The 16236-nt window shown below is 74.0% G+C and carries 11 protein-coding genes; 5 read left to right on the top strand and 6 right to left on the bottom strand.

Annotated elements, in window-relative coordinates; translation table 11 throughout:
• Positions 1 to 19: 19 nt before the first annotated feature.
• The 4 genes from ACZ5ID_RS11450 to ACZ5ID_RS11435 all read right to left on the bottom strand — a co-directional run bounded on the left by ACZ5ID_RS11450 (position 20) and on the right by ACZ5ID_RS11435 (position 6585).
• Positions 20 to 2314 carry a SpoIIE family protein phosphatase gene (locus tag ACZ5ID_RS11450; protein WP_468896100.1) on the bottom strand — a complete coding sequence of 765 codons (2295 nt, stop codon included), beginning with the start codon at positions 2312 to 2314 and terminating at the stop codon, positions 20 to 22.
• Positions 2315 to 2428: 114 nt separating this feature from the next.
• Entirely contained in the window at positions 2429 to 3820 is a 1392-nt protein-coding gene (locus tag ACZ5ID_RS11445; protein WP_468896097.1) for a hypothetical protein, read from the bottom strand.
• A gap of 277 nt (positions 3821 to 4097) precedes the next feature.
• Positions 4098 to 5180 (bottom strand): SDR family NAD(P)-dependent oxidoreductase, encoded by a 1083-nt coding sequence (locus tag ACZ5ID_RS11440; protein ID WP_468896094.1) that lies wholly within the window; start codon positions 5178 to 5180, stop codon positions 4098 to 4100.
• A gap of 34 nt (positions 5181 to 5214) precedes the next feature.
• A complete protein-coding gene (locus ACZ5ID_RS11435) occupies positions 5215 to 6585 on the bottom strand; it encodes an amidase (protein ID WP_468896091.1) in 1371 nt (456 codons plus the stop codon).
• Positions 6586 to 7350: 765 nt separating this feature from the next.
• On the opposite strand from ACZ5ID_RS11435, the gene ACZ5ID_RS11430 reads away from it, so the two are divergent.
• The gene (locus ACZ5ID_RS11430) at positions 7351 to 8865 is read left to right on the top strand and encodes an alpha/beta hydrolase (protein ID WP_468896088.1); all 1515 of its coding nucleotides are present in this window, start codon (positions 7351 to 7353) and stop codon (positions 8863 to 8865) included.
• 82 nt (positions 8866 to 8947) lie between these two features.
• Here the strand turns inward: ACZ5ID_RS11430 and ACZ5ID_RS11425 are convergent, their stop codons facing one another.
• On the bottom strand, positions 8948 to 9952 hold the full coding sequence (locus ACZ5ID_RS11425; protein WP_468896085.1) for a helix-turn-helix domain-containing protein: 1005 nt from the start codon (positions 9950 to 9952) through the stop codon (positions 8948 to 8950).
• Positions 9953 to 10004: 52 nt separating this feature from the next.
• On the opposite strand from ACZ5ID_RS11425, the gene ACZ5ID_RS11420 reads away from it, so the two are divergent.
• From ACZ5ID_RS11420 to ACZ5ID_RS11405, 4 genes are all read left to right on the top strand, one after another.
• Complete coding sequence (locus ACZ5ID_RS11420; RefSeq protein WP_468896082.1) at positions 10005 to 10424, top strand: cupin domain-containing protein; 420 nt, start codon at positions 10005 to 10007, stop codon at positions 10422 to 10424.
• Between the two features lie 197 nt (positions 10425 to 10621).
• A complete protein-coding gene (locus ACZ5ID_RS11415) occupies positions 10622 to 12427 on the top strand; it encodes a S8 family peptidase (RefSeq protein ID WP_468896079.1) in 1806 nt (601 codons plus the stop codon).
• A 437-nt stretch (positions 12428 to 12864) separates the two neighbouring features.
• The gene (locus ACZ5ID_RS11410) at positions 12865 to 13680 is read left to right on the top strand and encodes an endonuclease/exonuclease/phosphatase family protein (protein WP_406555359.1); all 816 of its coding nucleotides are present in this window, start codon (positions 12865 to 12867) and stop codon (positions 13678 to 13680) included.
• Positions 13681 to 13793: 113 nt separating this feature from the next.
• Positions 13794 to 15788 carry a glycoside hydrolase gene (locus ACZ5ID_RS11405; RefSeq protein ID WP_468896074.1) on the top strand — a complete coding sequence of 665 codons (1995 nt, stop codon included), beginning with the start codon at positions 13794 to 13796 and terminating at the stop codon, positions 15786 to 15788.
• Positions 15789 to 15819: 31 nt separating this feature from the next.
• Here the strand turns inward: ACZ5ID_RS11405 and ACZ5ID_RS11400 are convergent, their stop codons facing one another.
• The gene (locus tag ACZ5ID_RS11400) at positions 15820 to 15981 is read right to left on the bottom strand and encodes a hypothetical protein (RefSeq protein ID WP_358835241.1); all 162 of its coding nucleotides are present in this window, start codon (positions 15979 to 15981) and stop codon (positions 15820 to 15822) included.
• Between the last annotated feature and the right edge of the window lie 255 nt (positions 15982 to 16236).

Genomic DNA, 16236 nt, shown 5'->3' with positions numbered 1-16236 from the left:
ACACGGTTTGCGGCGAACGTCACGGTCCGCCGGGCGGCGCGGGGGAGCGCGGGGCGCGGCGGGTGGTCAGCAGGAGCGCGATGTCGTCCGGGCGGTCGGTGACCAGCCGGGCCTCCTCGATGAGCAGGTCGGCGGTGCCGCCCAGGGACGGGCCGGTGCGCCGGGTGGGGGTGGCGGCGCGGGACAGGGAGGCGCGCAGCCGCTCGACGCCCTCGTCGATGTCGGTACCCGGCCGCTCCACCAGCCCGTCGGTGTACAGGGCGAGCACCGCGCCCGGCTCCAGCCGCAGGTCCGCCACCGGGTAGACCGCGTCCGGCGCCACCCCGAGCACCACACCGCCGGGCAGGTCCAGGACCTCGGCCCGGCCGTCGGGGTGGCGCAGCAGCGGCTGCGGATGCCCGGCGCGGGCCGCCCGCGCCTCGCCGGTGAGCGGGTCGAGCCAGATGTAGCAGCAGCTGGCGAACTGGCCCGGGTCGAGGTCGATGAGCAGCCGGTTGGTGCCGCTCATGACCTCCTCGGGCGGATGCCCGCCGAGCGCGAACGCTCGCACCGCGCTGCGCAGTTGGCCCATGGTGGCGGCGGCCTGCACCCCGTGTCCCTGGACGTCGCCGATGACCAGGGCCAGACCGTCCCCGGCCTCGACCACGTCGTACCAGTCGCCGCCCACGTCCATGCCCTGGGTGCCGGGCAGATACCGTGCCGCCGTCTCCACCCCGGGGTGGACGGGGAGGCGGTGGGGGAGCAGGGCCGCCTGGAGGCCGCGGGCGAGGGCGGCCTCGGTGTCGTAGCGCTGGGCCCGCTCCAGGGCCTGGGCGATCAGACCGGCGAGCGCGGTGAGGACCGTGCGCTCCTGCGGGCTGAAGCCGCGCGGCCGGTCGAAGCCGAGGATGCAGGAGCCGACCGGGCGGCCCGAGGCGATCAGCGGCAGAAAGGCGCGGGCGCCCTCCTCGGCGTCGAGCGGGATGCCGGGATAGGCCGCGGCGAGCTGCTCCATCGACTCGAAGAAGAGCGGGCGGCCGTGGGTGAGCGTGTCGACGCCGGGCAGCCGCACATCCAGCGCCACTCCGTCGAAGGGGTCGAGGAAGCCCTTGGGGAAGCCGCTCTCCCAGGCCAGGTAGAGGTGCCGGTCCTGGAGCAGGTAGATGGCGAGGCGACGGCCGCCGAAGGCGGGGAGCAGCTCCTGCATCACCACGGCGGAGACCTGGCGGGCGGTGACCGCCTCGCTCAGGGCCAGGGCGAGGAATACCGGCGGGTAGAGGGATTCCGCCCCGCCCGCCCGGCTCGCGGACGCGGCCGGGGCGGCGTCGGGCGCCGCCGGGGCCGGCGGGGGGCCGAACGGCGGACCACCGGGCTCCCGGCCGTCGCGGGCACCGGCGCCGGTCCGGGAGGCGGCCCCCGCGGTGTCGGCCTCCCGGCCCACGGGGACCGCCGTGAACGTCAGTCCGTCGGGGCCGGGGTAGACGGACAGCGAGAGCCGGTCGCCGTACCGCTCCCCGGCCAGGGGGTCCGCGCCGGCCGGCTGCGGACGCCGGACCTGGAAGTGCACCGGGTCCCTGGACAGGAGTGCGCCGCGCAGATGGTCCTGGCAGGTGGGTTCCTCCAGCCAGGGCACGGCGTGTCCGAGGGGCTGCCCGAGCAGTTCGCTGCGGGGGCGGCCGAGGAGCTGGACGGCACTCGTGTTGACGTAGCTGATCAGGCCCAGCCGGTCCAGGGTGAAGACACCTTCGGGGAGCAGGTCGGCGGCGTGCTCCCCGGCCGCCCGGTCGGCCGGTACCCCGTCGGCCTGGGGCGCCACGCACAGCGGCTCGCCGTCCCAGACGACCTCCGGACCCTCCTGGTCCAGTTCGAGCAGGGCGGCGCCCAGGCTCTGAGCGGCCTCGGTGAGGCGGTCGCGGTCCCGGGGTGCGGAGGTGGCGTCCGGCGCGGCGGGGCACAGCACGGTCAGGACGCCGTACGCCGTCGACGCCCCCACGACCGGTACGTACACCGAGCCGAAGCGGAACGGCAGCCCGGCGGCGAGCTGGGGGTAGCGGCGCATGGTCTCGGTGGGGTCGGCGAGCTGGATCTCCACGCCGAGCCGGTGGGAGTCGGCGACCGGGAAGGGCCGGTCCACGTGCATGCGCCACCAGGGGCGGAACAGCGGCCCGGGCAGCCCGGCGAGCACGGCCAGCCGCAGCAGCCCGGGTGTGCTGGAGCGCAGGTACACTCCGCCCACATGGCCGCCGACGGCGCGCATGCCCTCCGCCACGGCCCCGGTGAGCAGTGCGGTCAGCTTTCCCGGCGCCCAGCGCCGGCCCTCGGCGCTTTCAGTCATCTTGTCTGCCCTCGTCCGCGCGCCGCGCGGTAGGTGATACAGCAAGAATGCGCTACGGGGCGGGGGGCCCGCACCTCGTGGGCCCCCCGCCGGACGAGTGCTCGCGGCCGAGTCCTAGCGCGCCGCGTGGCCCTCGGCGAGCGGCCACTCGCGGTGCAGCGCGCCGAGCGGAACGCGGCGCTCGAAGACCGGAGTGCCGAACAGCGACAGCTGGAAGTGGAGCTGTCCGCTGAGGTCGAACCCGCCGTACACGGCCCAGGCACCCGACACGGACGCCTTGCCGTCGCTCGACGCGGTCGCCTTCACATCGGCCTCGCCGCGCAGATAGGGCGCGAAGTCGGCGCTGACGCCGACGGCTCCGTACAGGCCGACGGAGGCCTCGGCACCCATGGCTCCCTTGACGCGTCCGGCCGCGGTCACGGTGGCCGTCACCGGCGAGCTGTGCACGGCGGAGGTGCTGACCGGCGTCCAGCCCTTGCCGGAGGCGTAGCTGCCGCCGACACGGAAGTCGCCCTTGACGTCCTGCGCCACATCGAGCGTGACGTGCCCGTCCGCCTCGACCTGGACGTAGCAGGTCAGGTCGAGGTTGACGACGACCGGGACCGGGCCGACCTGGATGACGGGCGCGCTGTGCAGCTTGGCGAACGGGATGCGCTTGGGTGCGCCCGTGCCGGCGGCGGCGCGGCCCTTGAGCGCCCACTGCGAGGACCAGTCGCCGCTCATGCCGAGGAACGCGGTGCGCGGACCGGTGCCGTGCGAGCCGCCGTCGTACGCGAACTCCACCTCGGGGGCGAGCTGGACGAAGCCGGAGACCGAGGCGCCGGCGGAGGCCGGGGCGTCCTTGGCGGTGTCGACGGCGGCGTTCACGTCCAGGCGCAGGTTGCCGAGGGGGAGCTTGGCGCCCTTGGGGCCGAAGGTGAGGCCCTTGCCCTTGGCCCAGGAGAAGGTGACGCCCTTCATCAGGGGCTCGACCTTCACCGAGGACGGGTCGACCGGGACCTTGCCGTCGGCCCTGTCGTCCTTGAGGACCGAGGCGAGCGTGGTGGGGGCGGTCTTCACCTCGGTGCCGTGGCCGGTCTTCCCGACGACCTCGGTGACCTTGGCGAGCAGTCCGTCGGGGGCGCCCGGGGCCGGCGCGCTGGCGATGACGTCGCCGACGGCCACGGGCTTGTCGGGCGCGGGCGAGTCGCCGGGCGCGCCGGTGGGGCGCTGCACCGGCGTGGATATGACGGCCCGTCGGCTCGTCCGGTCGTAGGAGGCGACCTTCAGCGAGGACTTCTGCGGGCGGCCCTTGCCGGTACCGGGGCGGGCCACCGCCGTCGGCGCGGACGCCTCCTGCGGCGCGGCGGCCACGTCGAGCTGCCGCGTGTCGTCGGCGGCCACCGCGATGGTCGAGGTGCTGCCGGGCTGTGCCGCGTCGCTGTGCCCGGAGGAGGAGCAGCCGGTGGCGGCGAGGGCCAGGGTGGCCAGACCGGGCACCAGAAGGCGGGTGGTGAACGTGCGCACGGAGAATGTGACCTTCGGATGGGAGGAGGGGGGTCGTTACTCGGGAGTAACGCGAAGGTGATCATGCCACGTGCGCCCGGTGCCAGTCATCTTGACTTCACGCCAACTCGCGGGCGGGGCAGGACGGTTGAAGCTTCACTTACGTAGGCGGGGGAAGCCCCACCCGCGAGGGCGGGGTGAGGGCCGGGGGCGGGGCGGGGGCAACGCACGGGCGGCGACGGGGATGGATGCGGTTCGGGGCCGCCGGAGCGCGACGCCCGAACCGCTCCCTCCCTCGTCAGGCGCTCGGCGCGAACGCGTCCACCCCGGTCAGTTCGGCGGAGAGCCGCCACAGCCGTGCGGCCTGGACCGGATCGGTCGCGTGGGCACTGACGCCGGTGGTGAGTGCGTCGCGTCCCACCTCTCCGTCCGTCGGGCCACCGCCCGGGACCGCGGGCTCCGCCACGTCGCAGTCCTCGCAGTAGACGCCGCCCAGACCCGCCAGCCGCGGCGAGGTCGCCGCCCACACCTGGGTCGCCGCGCCCTGCCGCGGTGTCTTGAACGAGTCGGCCACGTTCCCCTCCTCGTCGACCCACCCCGCGTCGAGCATCTCCTCGCGCGAGACGTGCCGCGTCAGGGGCGTGAGGATCTCGCCGGGGTGCAGCGCGAACGCCCGTACCCCCGCGTCCCGTCCCAGCGCGTCCAGGTGGACCGCGAAGAGCACATTGGCCGTCTTGGCCTGCCCGTAGGCCAGCCACTTGTCGTAGCCGCGCGTGAAGTGGACGTCGTCCCAGCGGATTCCGGCGAGCTGGTGGCCGCGCGAGGAGACCGCCACCACCCGCGCCCGGCCCGCCGTCAGCGCCGGCCAGAGGCGGTTGACCAGGGCGAAGTGGCCCAGGTGGTTGGTCGCGAACTGTGCCTCCCAGCCGGGCCCGACCCGGGTCTCGGGGCAGGCCATGACACCCGCGTTGCCGATCATGATGTCGATGGCCCGGCCGGACGCCAGGAAACGGTCGGCGAAGGCGCGGACGCTGTCGAGGTCGGACAGGTCCAGGGTGTCGACCTCGGCGCCGGGCCCGCCGTCGGCGCAGAGAAGTCCGGCCAGTGCCTCCCGCGCGGCGGCGGGCCGCCGGGCGGGTACCACCACCCGGGCCCCGGCCCCCACGAGCGCCCGCGTGGTCTCCAGGCCGAGCCCGGAGTAGCCGCCGGTGACGAGGGCGAGTCTGCCCGTGAGGTCGATGCCGCGCAGCACCTCCCGCGCCGTACTGCGCTGTCCGAAGCCGGATCCGATCCCGCGCTGCGGTGTCGTCGTGGCGGTCGCGTCGGTCGCGTCGGTCGTACGGGTCGTACGGGTCGTGCGGGATGCGGGATGTGCTGTCATGCCGCCGACGCTACGAATTGGAGTGCGCTCTCAGTCAAGCCCCGCCCCGACCGGTGACCGGCGCGGTGCGCGTCCAGGGGTCGGAGCCCTCCAACTGAGCCACCAGGTCGAGGAGCTGGTGTTCCGAGCCCGGCCGGCCGACGAGCTGGACCGAACCGGGCAGGCCGGTGGGCAGCGAGCCGAACGGCATCGCGAGGGCAGGGTGACCCGAGAGGTTCCACGGTGGGGTCATCGGCGAACAGGCGGTGTTCACCAGGACGTTGGCCAGCCAGCCGCGCTCGTGCCACGCCTCGGCCGCCGGGCCGCGGCGGGCCAGCGCGGGGGTGAGCAGAACGTCGTACTCCCCGAAAAAGGGCGCGAGCCGCCGGTTCAGGGCCCCCCGGTGGTCCGCGCGCAGCATCCCGAGCCGTTCGGCGGCCCGCCCGATCGCCGCGTGGCGCCGGGTGCGCGGGGTCAGCAGACGTGGGTCGAGCCCCTCGGCGTCCTGCGCGGTGCCGCCCGTCCAGCGGGCCAGGACGACCGTGCCGAAGGTCAGCGGGTAGGGCGGGTGGGCGACGGACACCCGGTGCCCGGCCCCCGCGAGCGCCCGGGCCGCCCGGCGGGTGAGCGCGGTGTAGGCGCCGGTCACCCGCACCCCGGCGATCGGGCTGCGGGTGGAGACGGCGATCCTGAGCGGACGCGGCGGGCTCGCCGGCTCGTCGCCGGTGGGCGGTGTCTCACCCGCCAGCACCGAGAACATCAGCCGCGCGTCGGCCGCCGTCGTCGCCAGCGGACCGTTCTCCGACATCCCGAACCAGCCACCGCCGAGTTCGGCGGGGACGCGCCCGGTGCCGGGCTTGAGGCCGACCAGACCGCAGTGCGCGGCCGGTATCCGCAGGGACCCCATACCGTCGTTGCCGAGCGCGAGCGGCACCAGCCCCGCCGCGACCGCCGCCGCGCCGCCCCCGGACGAACCACCTGCCGTACGCGAGGGGTCCCAGGGGTTGCGGGCGATGCCGTGGACGCCGTCGGTGGTCCCGAAGACACACAGCTCCGGTACGTGCGTCAGCCCCACCACCACCGCGCCCGCCGCCCGCAGCCGCGCGACGGTGACGTGGTCCTCGGCCGCGGGTGCCGCCGGGGTGGCCGCGGAGCCGTTGCGGGTCGACTCACCGCGTACCGGAAGGTTGTCCTTGACGGCCACGGGGACACCGGCCAGCGGCAGCCGGGCCAGATCGGTACGGGCACCGACCGCGTCCGCCTCCGCGAGCGCGGCGGCGGCGCGCACCACCCGGAACGCGCCGACGCGCCCGTTCCGCGCGGCGATCGCCGCCAGGTGGTCGGCGGCCACCTCGCGCGGGGTGACCACCCCCTGCCGGACGGCCTCGGCTATCTCGACGGCGGTCCGGCCTGCCCACTTGGTCACGGTGGCTCCTCGGCGCTGCTGGCTCGGTCACGACAACGGGAGGCCACTGTGTACGACCCGTGTGTCTTCTGTCGATACCCATGGATCTTCGCCTTCGCCGCGGCCGAGCGGGCGGGGCCCTGGAGCGGGGGCGTGGGGGCCGGGCCGTACGGGCCATGTCGGCCCGGGCCCGCGCCTCGGCCCGCGCCGCACGTGGCCGCTCTGTCGGGAGCCGCCCTGACCTCGGATGATAGGAAGCGGGCGGTCGGTGCGACCGTACGGACGCCCGTCGCCCTCATCCCTGAACAGGAGTCCTCTTGCCTTCCCACCAGCCGCCCCGGCACACCTCCCGGACCCGTACCGGAGCACGTGCCGTGGTGCTCGCCCTGGCCCTGCCCCTCCTCGCGGCCGTGACCACCGCTCCGGTCCGGGCACAGCCGCGGACAGCCCCGGTCGTCTCCCTCGCCCATGTCCGCCCGGCGCCCGCCACCGCCACCGTGACGGGGTCAGGTCCGGGAGGTGGCCCGGGGCGGTGTGCTCACCTACCCCTCCGTCACCAGCTGTCTGACCGTGACGGTACGGCTGCGCACCGGCGGACTGGCCGGGGGCAGCCGCGCGCCGTCGTGACGGTCGAGGACGTGCCGGACGGCGACCAGATCGTGCGCTGACCCCGCCCACCCCTCCGGCTGCCCGCAGGGGGGCTGGAGGGGGCCCGGGGGATAACCCCACCGCGGGCGGCCTGCCTGCCGGATGGGATCGCGGGAACCGCTCAACCACCCTTGTCCCATGACGACTTACCGCCACAGAGGCCTCGCGATCGCCCTCTCCCTCGCCGCCGCCACCACGGCCCTCACCGCCACCGCCGTCCCGGCGGCCCAGGCCCGCTCCGCCGGTACCGGGGCGCCCGCGCTCGACTGGAAACCCTGCGCCTTCGACGGCGCGGTGAGCGGGCAGGAGTGCGCCTCGCTGCCCGTGCCGCTCGACTACGCCCACCCGCGGGGCCCGAGCGTCACCGTCGCCGTGTCCCGGCTGCGCGGCCAGAACCCGGACAAGCGGCGCGGAGCACTGCTGGTGATCCCCGGCGGACCGGGCGGCTCCGGGCTGCGGCAACTGGCGGAGCAGGGAGCCGCGCTGCGCACCGAGACCGGCGGCGCCTACGACCTCGTCAGCCTCGACCCGCGCGGTGTGGGCGCCAGCACCACGGCGAGCTGCGGGCTCTCCGCCGCCGACCGCATGCTGGTGAACCTGCGGTCCTGGCCGGGGCCGGGCGGCGACATCCGCGAGAACGTCGCCAGGTCCCGCCGCGTCGCCGAGGCCTGCGAGCGCAACGGGGGCGCGGTGCTGCGGAGCTTCACCTCCCGCAACGAGGTGCGCGACATCGACCGCTTCCGCCAGGCTCTCGGCGCGCGCAAGCTGTCGGCGTACGGCGTCTCGTACGGGACCTATGTGGGTGCGGTGTACGCGCAGACGTACCCGCAGCACACCGACCGCTGGGTGCTCGACAGCAGCGGCGACCCCGACCCGCGCCGCGTCGAGCGCGGCTGGCTGGCCAACATGGCACCGGCGGCCGACATCCGCTTCCCGGACTTCGCGGCCTGGGCAGCGGCCCCGGCCCGGGAGGCCGAAGGGCTGCGGCTGGCCCAACACGCCTCCGGGGTGCGGCCGTTGGTCCTCGATCTCGCGGCGAAGCTCGACGCGCGACCGAGGAGGACGACCACGAACGGTGTCGCACTCACCGGCAACCAACTGCGCCAGGCGCTCCAGATGGCCCTCTACTCGGACGCGTCCTTCCCCATGCTGGCGCGGCTCATCCAGCAGGCCCAGGACCCCACGGCGATCCCGGTCCTGCCCGCGGCGCTCGCCCGGCCCCTGAGCGACCAGGACGCGGCGGCCACCGTCGCGGTGATCTGCAACGACGTGAGCTGGCCCAAGCCGGTGCCCGGCTCCTACGAGCGGGCCGTCGCGGCCGACCGGGTCCGCCACCCCCTCACGGCGGGTAGCCCGGTCAACATCGTGCCCTGCGCCTTCTTCAAGGACGCGCCCGCCGAGAAGCCGGTCCGGATCACCGGTGACGGCCCGTCCAACGTGCTGATGATCCAGGGCCTGCGGGACCCCTCGACCCCCTACTTCGGCGCCCTGAAGATGCGTCAGGCCTGGGGCGACCGCGCCCGGCTGGTCACGGTCGACCACGGCGGCCACGGGATGTACCTGGACAACGGCAACGCGTGCGGCGACCGCGCGGTCACCACGTACCTCACCACGGGGGAGCGTCCGGAGAAGGACACGTACTGCGCGAGCTGACCCGGGTCCCGGAGAGACCGGTGCACGCGCGCGGGTGACTCCTCCGTACGCGGCCGGACGCCGTCCGGTCCCCGGCCCGCGCTCAGCCCGGTACGGGCGCCGGTTCCGGTCCGAAGCGCCGCCGGTACGCCGAGGGGCTCAGGCCCGTCTCGCGGCGCAGCCGGGACCGGAGGTTGGCGGCGGTGCCCAGGCCGCTGCGCCGGGCCACCACGTCGAGCCGCTGCTCGCCCCGTTCGATGAGACGGCAGGCGAGGGCGATCCGCTCGCCGGTCAGCCAGGCCAGCGGGGTGGTGCCGAGCTGGACACGGAAGCGGCGGTGCAGGGTGGCGGGGCTGACGGCCGCGCGGCCCGCGAGATCGGCCACCGTGAGGGGTGCGCCGAGCCGCTCCTGCGCCCAGGCGAGCACCGGCGCCAGCGACTCGTCCGGGGTGTCCGGCACCGGCCGCTCCACGAACTGCCGCTGCCCGCCGTCCCGGTGGGCGGCGAACACCAGCCGCCGGCTCACCGAGTTGGCCACCTCGGCCCCGTGGTCCCGGCGGACCAGGTGCAGCCCCAGGTCCAGGGCGGCGGCGCTCCCCGCCGAGGTGAGGATGTCACCGTCGTCCACGAACAGTACGTCCGGCCGCAGGTCGACCGAGGGGAAGCGGGCCCGGAACGTGTCGGCCCACTGCCAGTGCGCGGTGGCCCGGCGCCCGTCGAGGACGCCGGCCTCGGCCAGGGTGAAGGCGCCGCTGCACATCCCGACCAGCCGCGCTCCGCGCGCGTGCGCCCGCCGGACGGCGTCGAGGACGGCGGGACGCCGGGGCACGTCGGTGTCGGGCCGGTTGGGCACGATCAGGGTGTCCGCGCTGTCGGCCGCGTCCAGCCCCGCGACTCCGGTGAGCGTGAAGAACCCGTCCCGCATCAGGGTGTCCGGCTCCGGGGCGCACAGGGTGAAGTCGTAGAGTTCCCGGCCGAGTTCGGGCCTGCGCAGTCCGAACACCTCGGTGACGCAGCCCAGCTCGAAGGGGTTGGAGTTCTCGTCGACGATCACGACGACCCGGTGGGTGCGCGACCCGTGCGTCCCGTGCGAGGAATCTTGCGGCATATGCGATTTCTAGCACTCACGGCGGGGCGGCGCCACGGCTGAGGATGGGGCCATGAGCAACCACCCCGTCACCGACGACACCCCCGCCGACCTGCCGATCGCCCTCGACCGGGCCCTCGCCTCCTTCAACGCCCTGTGGAGCCCCCGCATCGTCACCCGCGTCAACGACTACGACGTACGCGTCGCCAAGGTCGAGGGTGAGCACCTCTGGCACGTCCACGACCACACCGACGAGTTCTTCCTGGTGGTCGACGGGGAGTTGCACATCGCACTGCGCGAGGACGGCGGTGAGCGGACCGTGACCCTGCCGGCCGGCTCGGTCTTCACCGTGCCGCGCGGCACCGAGCACAAACCCTCCGCGCCGTCCGGTGCCTCGATCCTCATGTTCGAGCCCGGCGGCACGCTGTCGGTGGGAGACCGCCACGAGGAGGTGCCCGCCCACGTCGACGCGACGACCGGGCACGCGCTCTGACCGCCCCGCGTCCGCGCGGACGCGGGGCGGTGGGGACGACGATCCCGTCGCGGGCACGGTGCGGGTGCCGCAGATGAACACCCGTACCGGGAAAGACACTTCCCTCCCCGGCTGATGATCTGACATCTTGCGTCCACCATTCGTTTCGTAGGACCCGGTAGGTGCCATCCGTGCCTGTCGGGTCATCGGAGGACGCATTGACACCCCCCATATCCGGACGCCCCCGACGCCTTCTGGCCGGGGCCGCCGCCCTCGGCGCCGCGCTGGCCTTCGCGGCCCCCGCCCTCGCGAGCACCCAACCCGTCCCACCCTCCGCCGGTGCCGCACCGGCCCGCGCGACCGCGCCGGTCACGGCCCGGAGCGCGGCGGCCTGGGCCGCGGGCACCCGCGCCTATCTGGTCATCACCGCCCCCGGTGACACCTCGGCGGTGCGCTCGGCCGTCACCGCCAACGGCGGCACCGTCTTCTCGTCCTTCGACGCGATCGGCGTCATCGTTGCCCACTCCGCCTCCGGCACCTTCGCCACCGCGATGCGGGGCGTCGGCGGGGTCCAGCAGGTCGGCGCCACCCGCACCGCGGACGTCCCGGCCGACGCCTATGACCCGGCGCTGCCCGCCAACCCGGCGCAGTCCAGCACCCCGGCCGGTGAGCCGGTGCGCTGGGACATGAGCCAGATCAAGGCCGACCAGGCCTGGGCCGTCTCCACCGGATCGTCCTCGGTGAAGGTGGGCATCCTCGACACCGGTGTGGACGACCAGCACCAGGACCTCGCCGCCAACTTCGACGCCGCCGACTCGGTCTCCTGCGCCTACGGCAAGCCGGACACCCGGACCGGCGCCTGGCGTGACGTCGACAGCCACGGCACGCACGTCGCCGGTACGGTCGCCGCCGCCAGGAACGGCAAGGGCGTCGTAGGTGTCGCCCCGGGGGTGAAGATCGCCTCGGTCCGTCTCGCGGAGCCGGGCTCCACGCTCTTCTACGCCGAGAACACCGTCTGCGGTCTGGTGTGGGCGGGCGACCACGGCTTCAAGGTCACCAACAACAGCTACTACACCGACCCGTGGCAGTTCAACTGCCCGGACAACGCCGACCAGGCCGCCATCATCGAAGGGGTGCGCCGCGCCCAGGAGTACGCCGAGAACAAGGGCTCCCTCCAGGTCGCCGCCGCGGGCAACTCCACGTACGACCTGGCGAACAAGACGACCGACACCGAGAGCCCCAACGACTCGACGCCCACCACCCGCCGTATCACCAACGCCTGCCTCGACATCCCGACCGAGCTGCCGGGCGTCGTCACCGTCTCGGCGATGGGCAGCGGCAACGTGAAGGCGTCCTACTCCAACTTCGGCAACGGCGTGATCGACGTCGCGGCCCCGGGCGGTGACGGCTCCAGCGGCGTCTACTCCACCCTGCCGGGCGGCAAGTACGGCACGAAGAGCGGCACTTCGATGGCCTCGCCGCACGTCGTGGGGGTGGCCGCGCTCCTGGCCGGCGCCAACCCGGGCATCACCCCGGCCCAGCTCCGCGACAAGCTGGCCGTCCAGGCCAACGACGTCCCCTGCCCGTCGGACAGCCGGTGCACCGGCACCACCGCGAAGAACGCGTTCTTCGGCGAGGGCCAGGTCGACGCGCTCAAGGCGGTCGGCGCCACCGTCCCGCCGGGGAAGTACTTCGAGAACACGGCCGATGTCGCCGTCGGCGACAACACCACCGTGGAGAGCCCCCTCACCGTCACCGGGGTGAGCGGCAACGCCCCGGCCGCGCTCAAGGTGGGCGTGAACATCGTGCACACCTACATCGGTGACCTGAAGGTCGACCTCGTCGCCCCCGACGGCACCGTGTACACCCTGCACAACCACACCGGCGGCAGCGCGGACGACATCCACCAGACGTACACCGTCGACGCCTCAGCGCGGGTGGCCAACGGCACCTGGAAGCTGCGCGTCAACGACAACGCGGGCGGTGACACCGGCCGGATCGACAGCTGGAACCTGACGTTCTGAGGCCGCTGAGCCCGGCCTGCCGACGGCAGAGCCCGGGCGTCCCTTCCCTCGGGGGAGCGGACGCCCGGGCGTCGTGAGCTTCACCGCAGCGGTCAGGCCCGGGTCTCCGGGTCCAGGGCGGGCGGCCGGAAACGCGCGCACGAATCATAGTGTTGTCTGTTCACGGTCAAGGTGGATCTTGAAAGAGGGCGAATTTCCATCCAATCGGATGGTTTTTGTCAACCTTGCTCGGTTGGTGGGGAGTTAGAGGGCAAGGTATCGAACCCGTCCCTCGTCCCCGTCCCGTTCTCCGTCCACGCCCCCGTCCACGCCCATGCCCTGTCGCCCTGCCGGTCCGAAGCAGCACCCACACCGTCAGGGTGTGTCGGCATGCCCCGGGTCGTGCTCGGCCCGTCCGGCGCTGTCCGCTGAATTCTCGAAGAAGACAGAGGTGTTCCGTGATCCGTGTGTGCGCCAGGCCCGCGCTGGCTCTCGTCCTGATGCTCATCCCGCTGGCCGTCACACCGACGTCCGCGGCGGCGGCACCTCAGACCCTGACCGTGCTGACCTACAACATCCACCACGGCGCGGACTCCGACGACGCCCTCGACCTCGACCGGATCGCGGCCACCGTGAAGGACAGCGGCGCCGACGTGGTCGGCCTCCAGGAGGTGGACCGCCACTACGACGCGCGCAGCGACTTCGTGGACCAGGCGAGCTGGCTCGCGGAGCGCCTCGGGATGCAGGTGGTCTACGGCGCCAACCTCAGCCTCGACCCGCCGCAGGCCGGGGCCCCGCGACGGGAGTACGGGACCGCGATCCTGTCCCGGTTCCCCGTCGTCGAGTCGCACAACACCCCGCTGCCCCGGCCGCGCCAGGGCGAGCAGCGCGGCCTGCTCGAGGCGGACATCAACGTGAACGGCACGGCGGTGCGCGTCCTGAACACCCATCTGGAGCACACCTCGCAGACCGAGCGGCTCGCCCAGGCCGACGCCGTGGGCAACGTCATCAAGGGCTCCAGCCGACCCACCGTGCTGATGGGCGACCTCAACGCCCCTCCGGCGGCCGGTGAGGTCGGTACGCTGACCAGGATCCTCGGCGATGTATGGCCCAAGGCGGGAGACGGCGCCGGGTACACCTTCGACGTCCGCAACCCGCGCAAGCGCATCGACTACGTACTCGCCTCCGCCACCATCACCGCCCGGCAGGCGCGGGTCCTCGACAGCCAGGCCTCCGACCACCTGCCGCTCCGCGCCGAAGTCACCCTTCCCTAGCGCCCCACGAGCCCGCCGCGGGCAGCTGGCCGGTGGTTCGTACGGCTCGGCCCGCGCCGGGCGGCAGCCGGATCTCTTAGAACCCTCTTATGGGGCACGACTATTCACGACCCATGAGATCAATCCTCCCGGCCCGCCGCCGCACGTCCCGCCGTGCCGCGGTCCACGGCCTCGCATCCACCCTCGTCCTCGCCGCGCTCGCCGGATGCACCACGGCGAACGGCGCCGAGGTTTCCGCAGCCGGTACCGCCGACGGCAAGGTGACCGTCCCCGTCCGGGGCGGCACCGCCGTCATCGACACCACGTCACTGGCCGTACGGGCGCACCCGGCGGCCGGGGGAGACCTGGAGCTGTCCGGCCCGGCCGCGACCGGCCTCGGCCGGCCCGGCCCGGTCACACAGGTCCGCGGGGGAGCCCGCTGGACGTACCCCGCGCAGGGCCTGACGGTCACGGCCGTCGCCGAGCGCGGGCGGCTGCGCGTCGACATGGCCGCCGGGCGCGACGGGGAGGTGCGCTGGCCGGTCACCGGCACCGACGCGTCCGCCTCCGACCTCCAGCTGCCGCGCGGCGAGGGCCTGAACATCCCGGTGGGCGACACGTTCTGGAGCGCCCCCGAGCGCGGGCTCACCGGGGAGCCGATCGACCTGGGCTCCGGGGCCCTCACCATGCCGATGTGGGGCTACACCTACGGCGGGCGCGGCGCCAGCTACCTCGTCCCCACCGACATCGGCACCTCGCTGCGGTTCGCCGCCGAACGGGGCCGGCTGCGCGGCACGGCCACCCACACCTTCGACCGCGGCGACGACACCCGCTCGTACACCGTCACCTTCGCCCTCACCGACGGGAACCCGGTGGCCCCGGCCGTCGACTACCGCGACTGGCTCTCCGAGCACGGCCGACTGGGCAGTCTCCGCGACAAGATCAGGACCAACCCCGCCGACGGCAGGCTGCTCGGCGCCTTCCACGCCTATCTGTGGGGCGACGCGCGCACCCCGCAGGGCGTCGAGGAGCTGCGCAAGCTGGGCGTGAGCCGGATGTGGCTGGGCTACGACGCGGGGAACGACCCGATGAGCGCCCGGGCCGTGAGCACCGCCGAGAAGAACGGCTACCTCGTCGGCCCGTACGACTCCTTCGCCAATGGGCAGGACCCCGCCACCGCCGACTCACCGAGCTCGGCGTGGCCCGGCCGGGTCTACCCCGACTACTGCGTGACCGACGCCAAGGGCAAGCCGGAGACGGGGTTCGGCAACCGGGGCTGCTATCTGAGCTCGCAGGCGTTCGAGCGGGCCGAGCCGGGCGGGCACCTCCTCGCGGACCGCACCCGCCACATGGTGGCCAACGGCGCCGACAGCTACTTCCTCGACGTCGACGCGGCCGGGGACCTCTTCCGGGACCACAGCCCCGGCCACCCGATGACCAAGGCGCGGGACCGGGCCAACCGCCTCGCCCGGATGAAGCGCCTCAGCGACGGCGGGCTCGTCCTCGGCTCCGAGTCCGCCGGGGCCTGGGCCAACCAGGTCCTCGCCTTCGACCACGGGTCTGCCACCCCTGTCGGCGACGGCCTGTGGGCGCTCCAGCGCGACAAGGAGGTGTGGGGCGGGTACGCCCCGGAGAAGGCACCCAAAACGTTCTTCAAGCCGGTCGACCTGCCCGCCGACCTCGCCCGCGAGATGTACGACCCCAAGTACCGCGTCCCGCTGTACGAGACCGCCCTGCACGGTTCGCTCGTCAACGTCGAGCGCTGGGAGCTGTCCTACGGGAAGCTGCCGCGTCAGAAGGCGACCCGGGCGATGCTGGCGATGCTCTACAACATCCCGCTGAACTACGTCCTCGACGGCCCGGCCCTGAAGAAGGACGGGCCCGAACTGGCCGCGCTGCAACGGTACTTCGCCCCACTGCACCAGAAGGCGGGCACCGAGCGGCTGACGTCCTTCCGCTGGCTGACCGCCGACCGCGCCGTACAGCGCACCGTCTTCGGCGCCGGTGTGCTGACGGTGACCGCCAACTTCGGCGCCACCGCCTCCCACGGAGTCCCCGCCGGATGCGTCAGCGCGAAGCTGAAGGGCGACGGCGGGCCGAGGCTGCTGTGCCCGAAGGCGGGGTCCTGACCGGTTTCCGCCGACGCGGCGGGGCGGGTGGTCAGCGGAAGAAGCCCGGCGTCGGCAGGCCCGGCCGGAACGGCATGATCACCTGCTCCAGGTGCCGCTGGATCTGCTCGGCCTCCCGGCGCACGTCGCCAGGGACGTCACCCCGTTCCCGTATGAGCTGGGCGTAGATCGGTACGTCACTGTCGCTGTTCACCGCGCGCTGTCCCTCCTGGCCGCCGGCGCGTCCCGCCGGCGGCACGATTTTAGGCGGTGCGCGAGGGCGGTCGGGCACGGCGGGTCCGTTCCTGGCCGCGATCGCGCCGCCGTCGCGCCCGCCGCGGTGGCCGAGGGGCCCGCCCGGAGCCGGGTCCGTGCACCGGGAGACGGCCGCCCCTCGGCGCGGACGCGGCGGACGGAGTCGTTCGCGGGCGCGCGCGTGAGGCGCGTCCGGCCGATGGAGGTTCACGAG

The sequence above is a fragment of the Streptomyces sp. NPDC031670 genome (assembly GCF_055580545.1).
The sequence above is the reverse complement of the archived record's forward strand: the minus strand, read 5'-3'. Positions and strand labels throughout refer to the sequence as shown.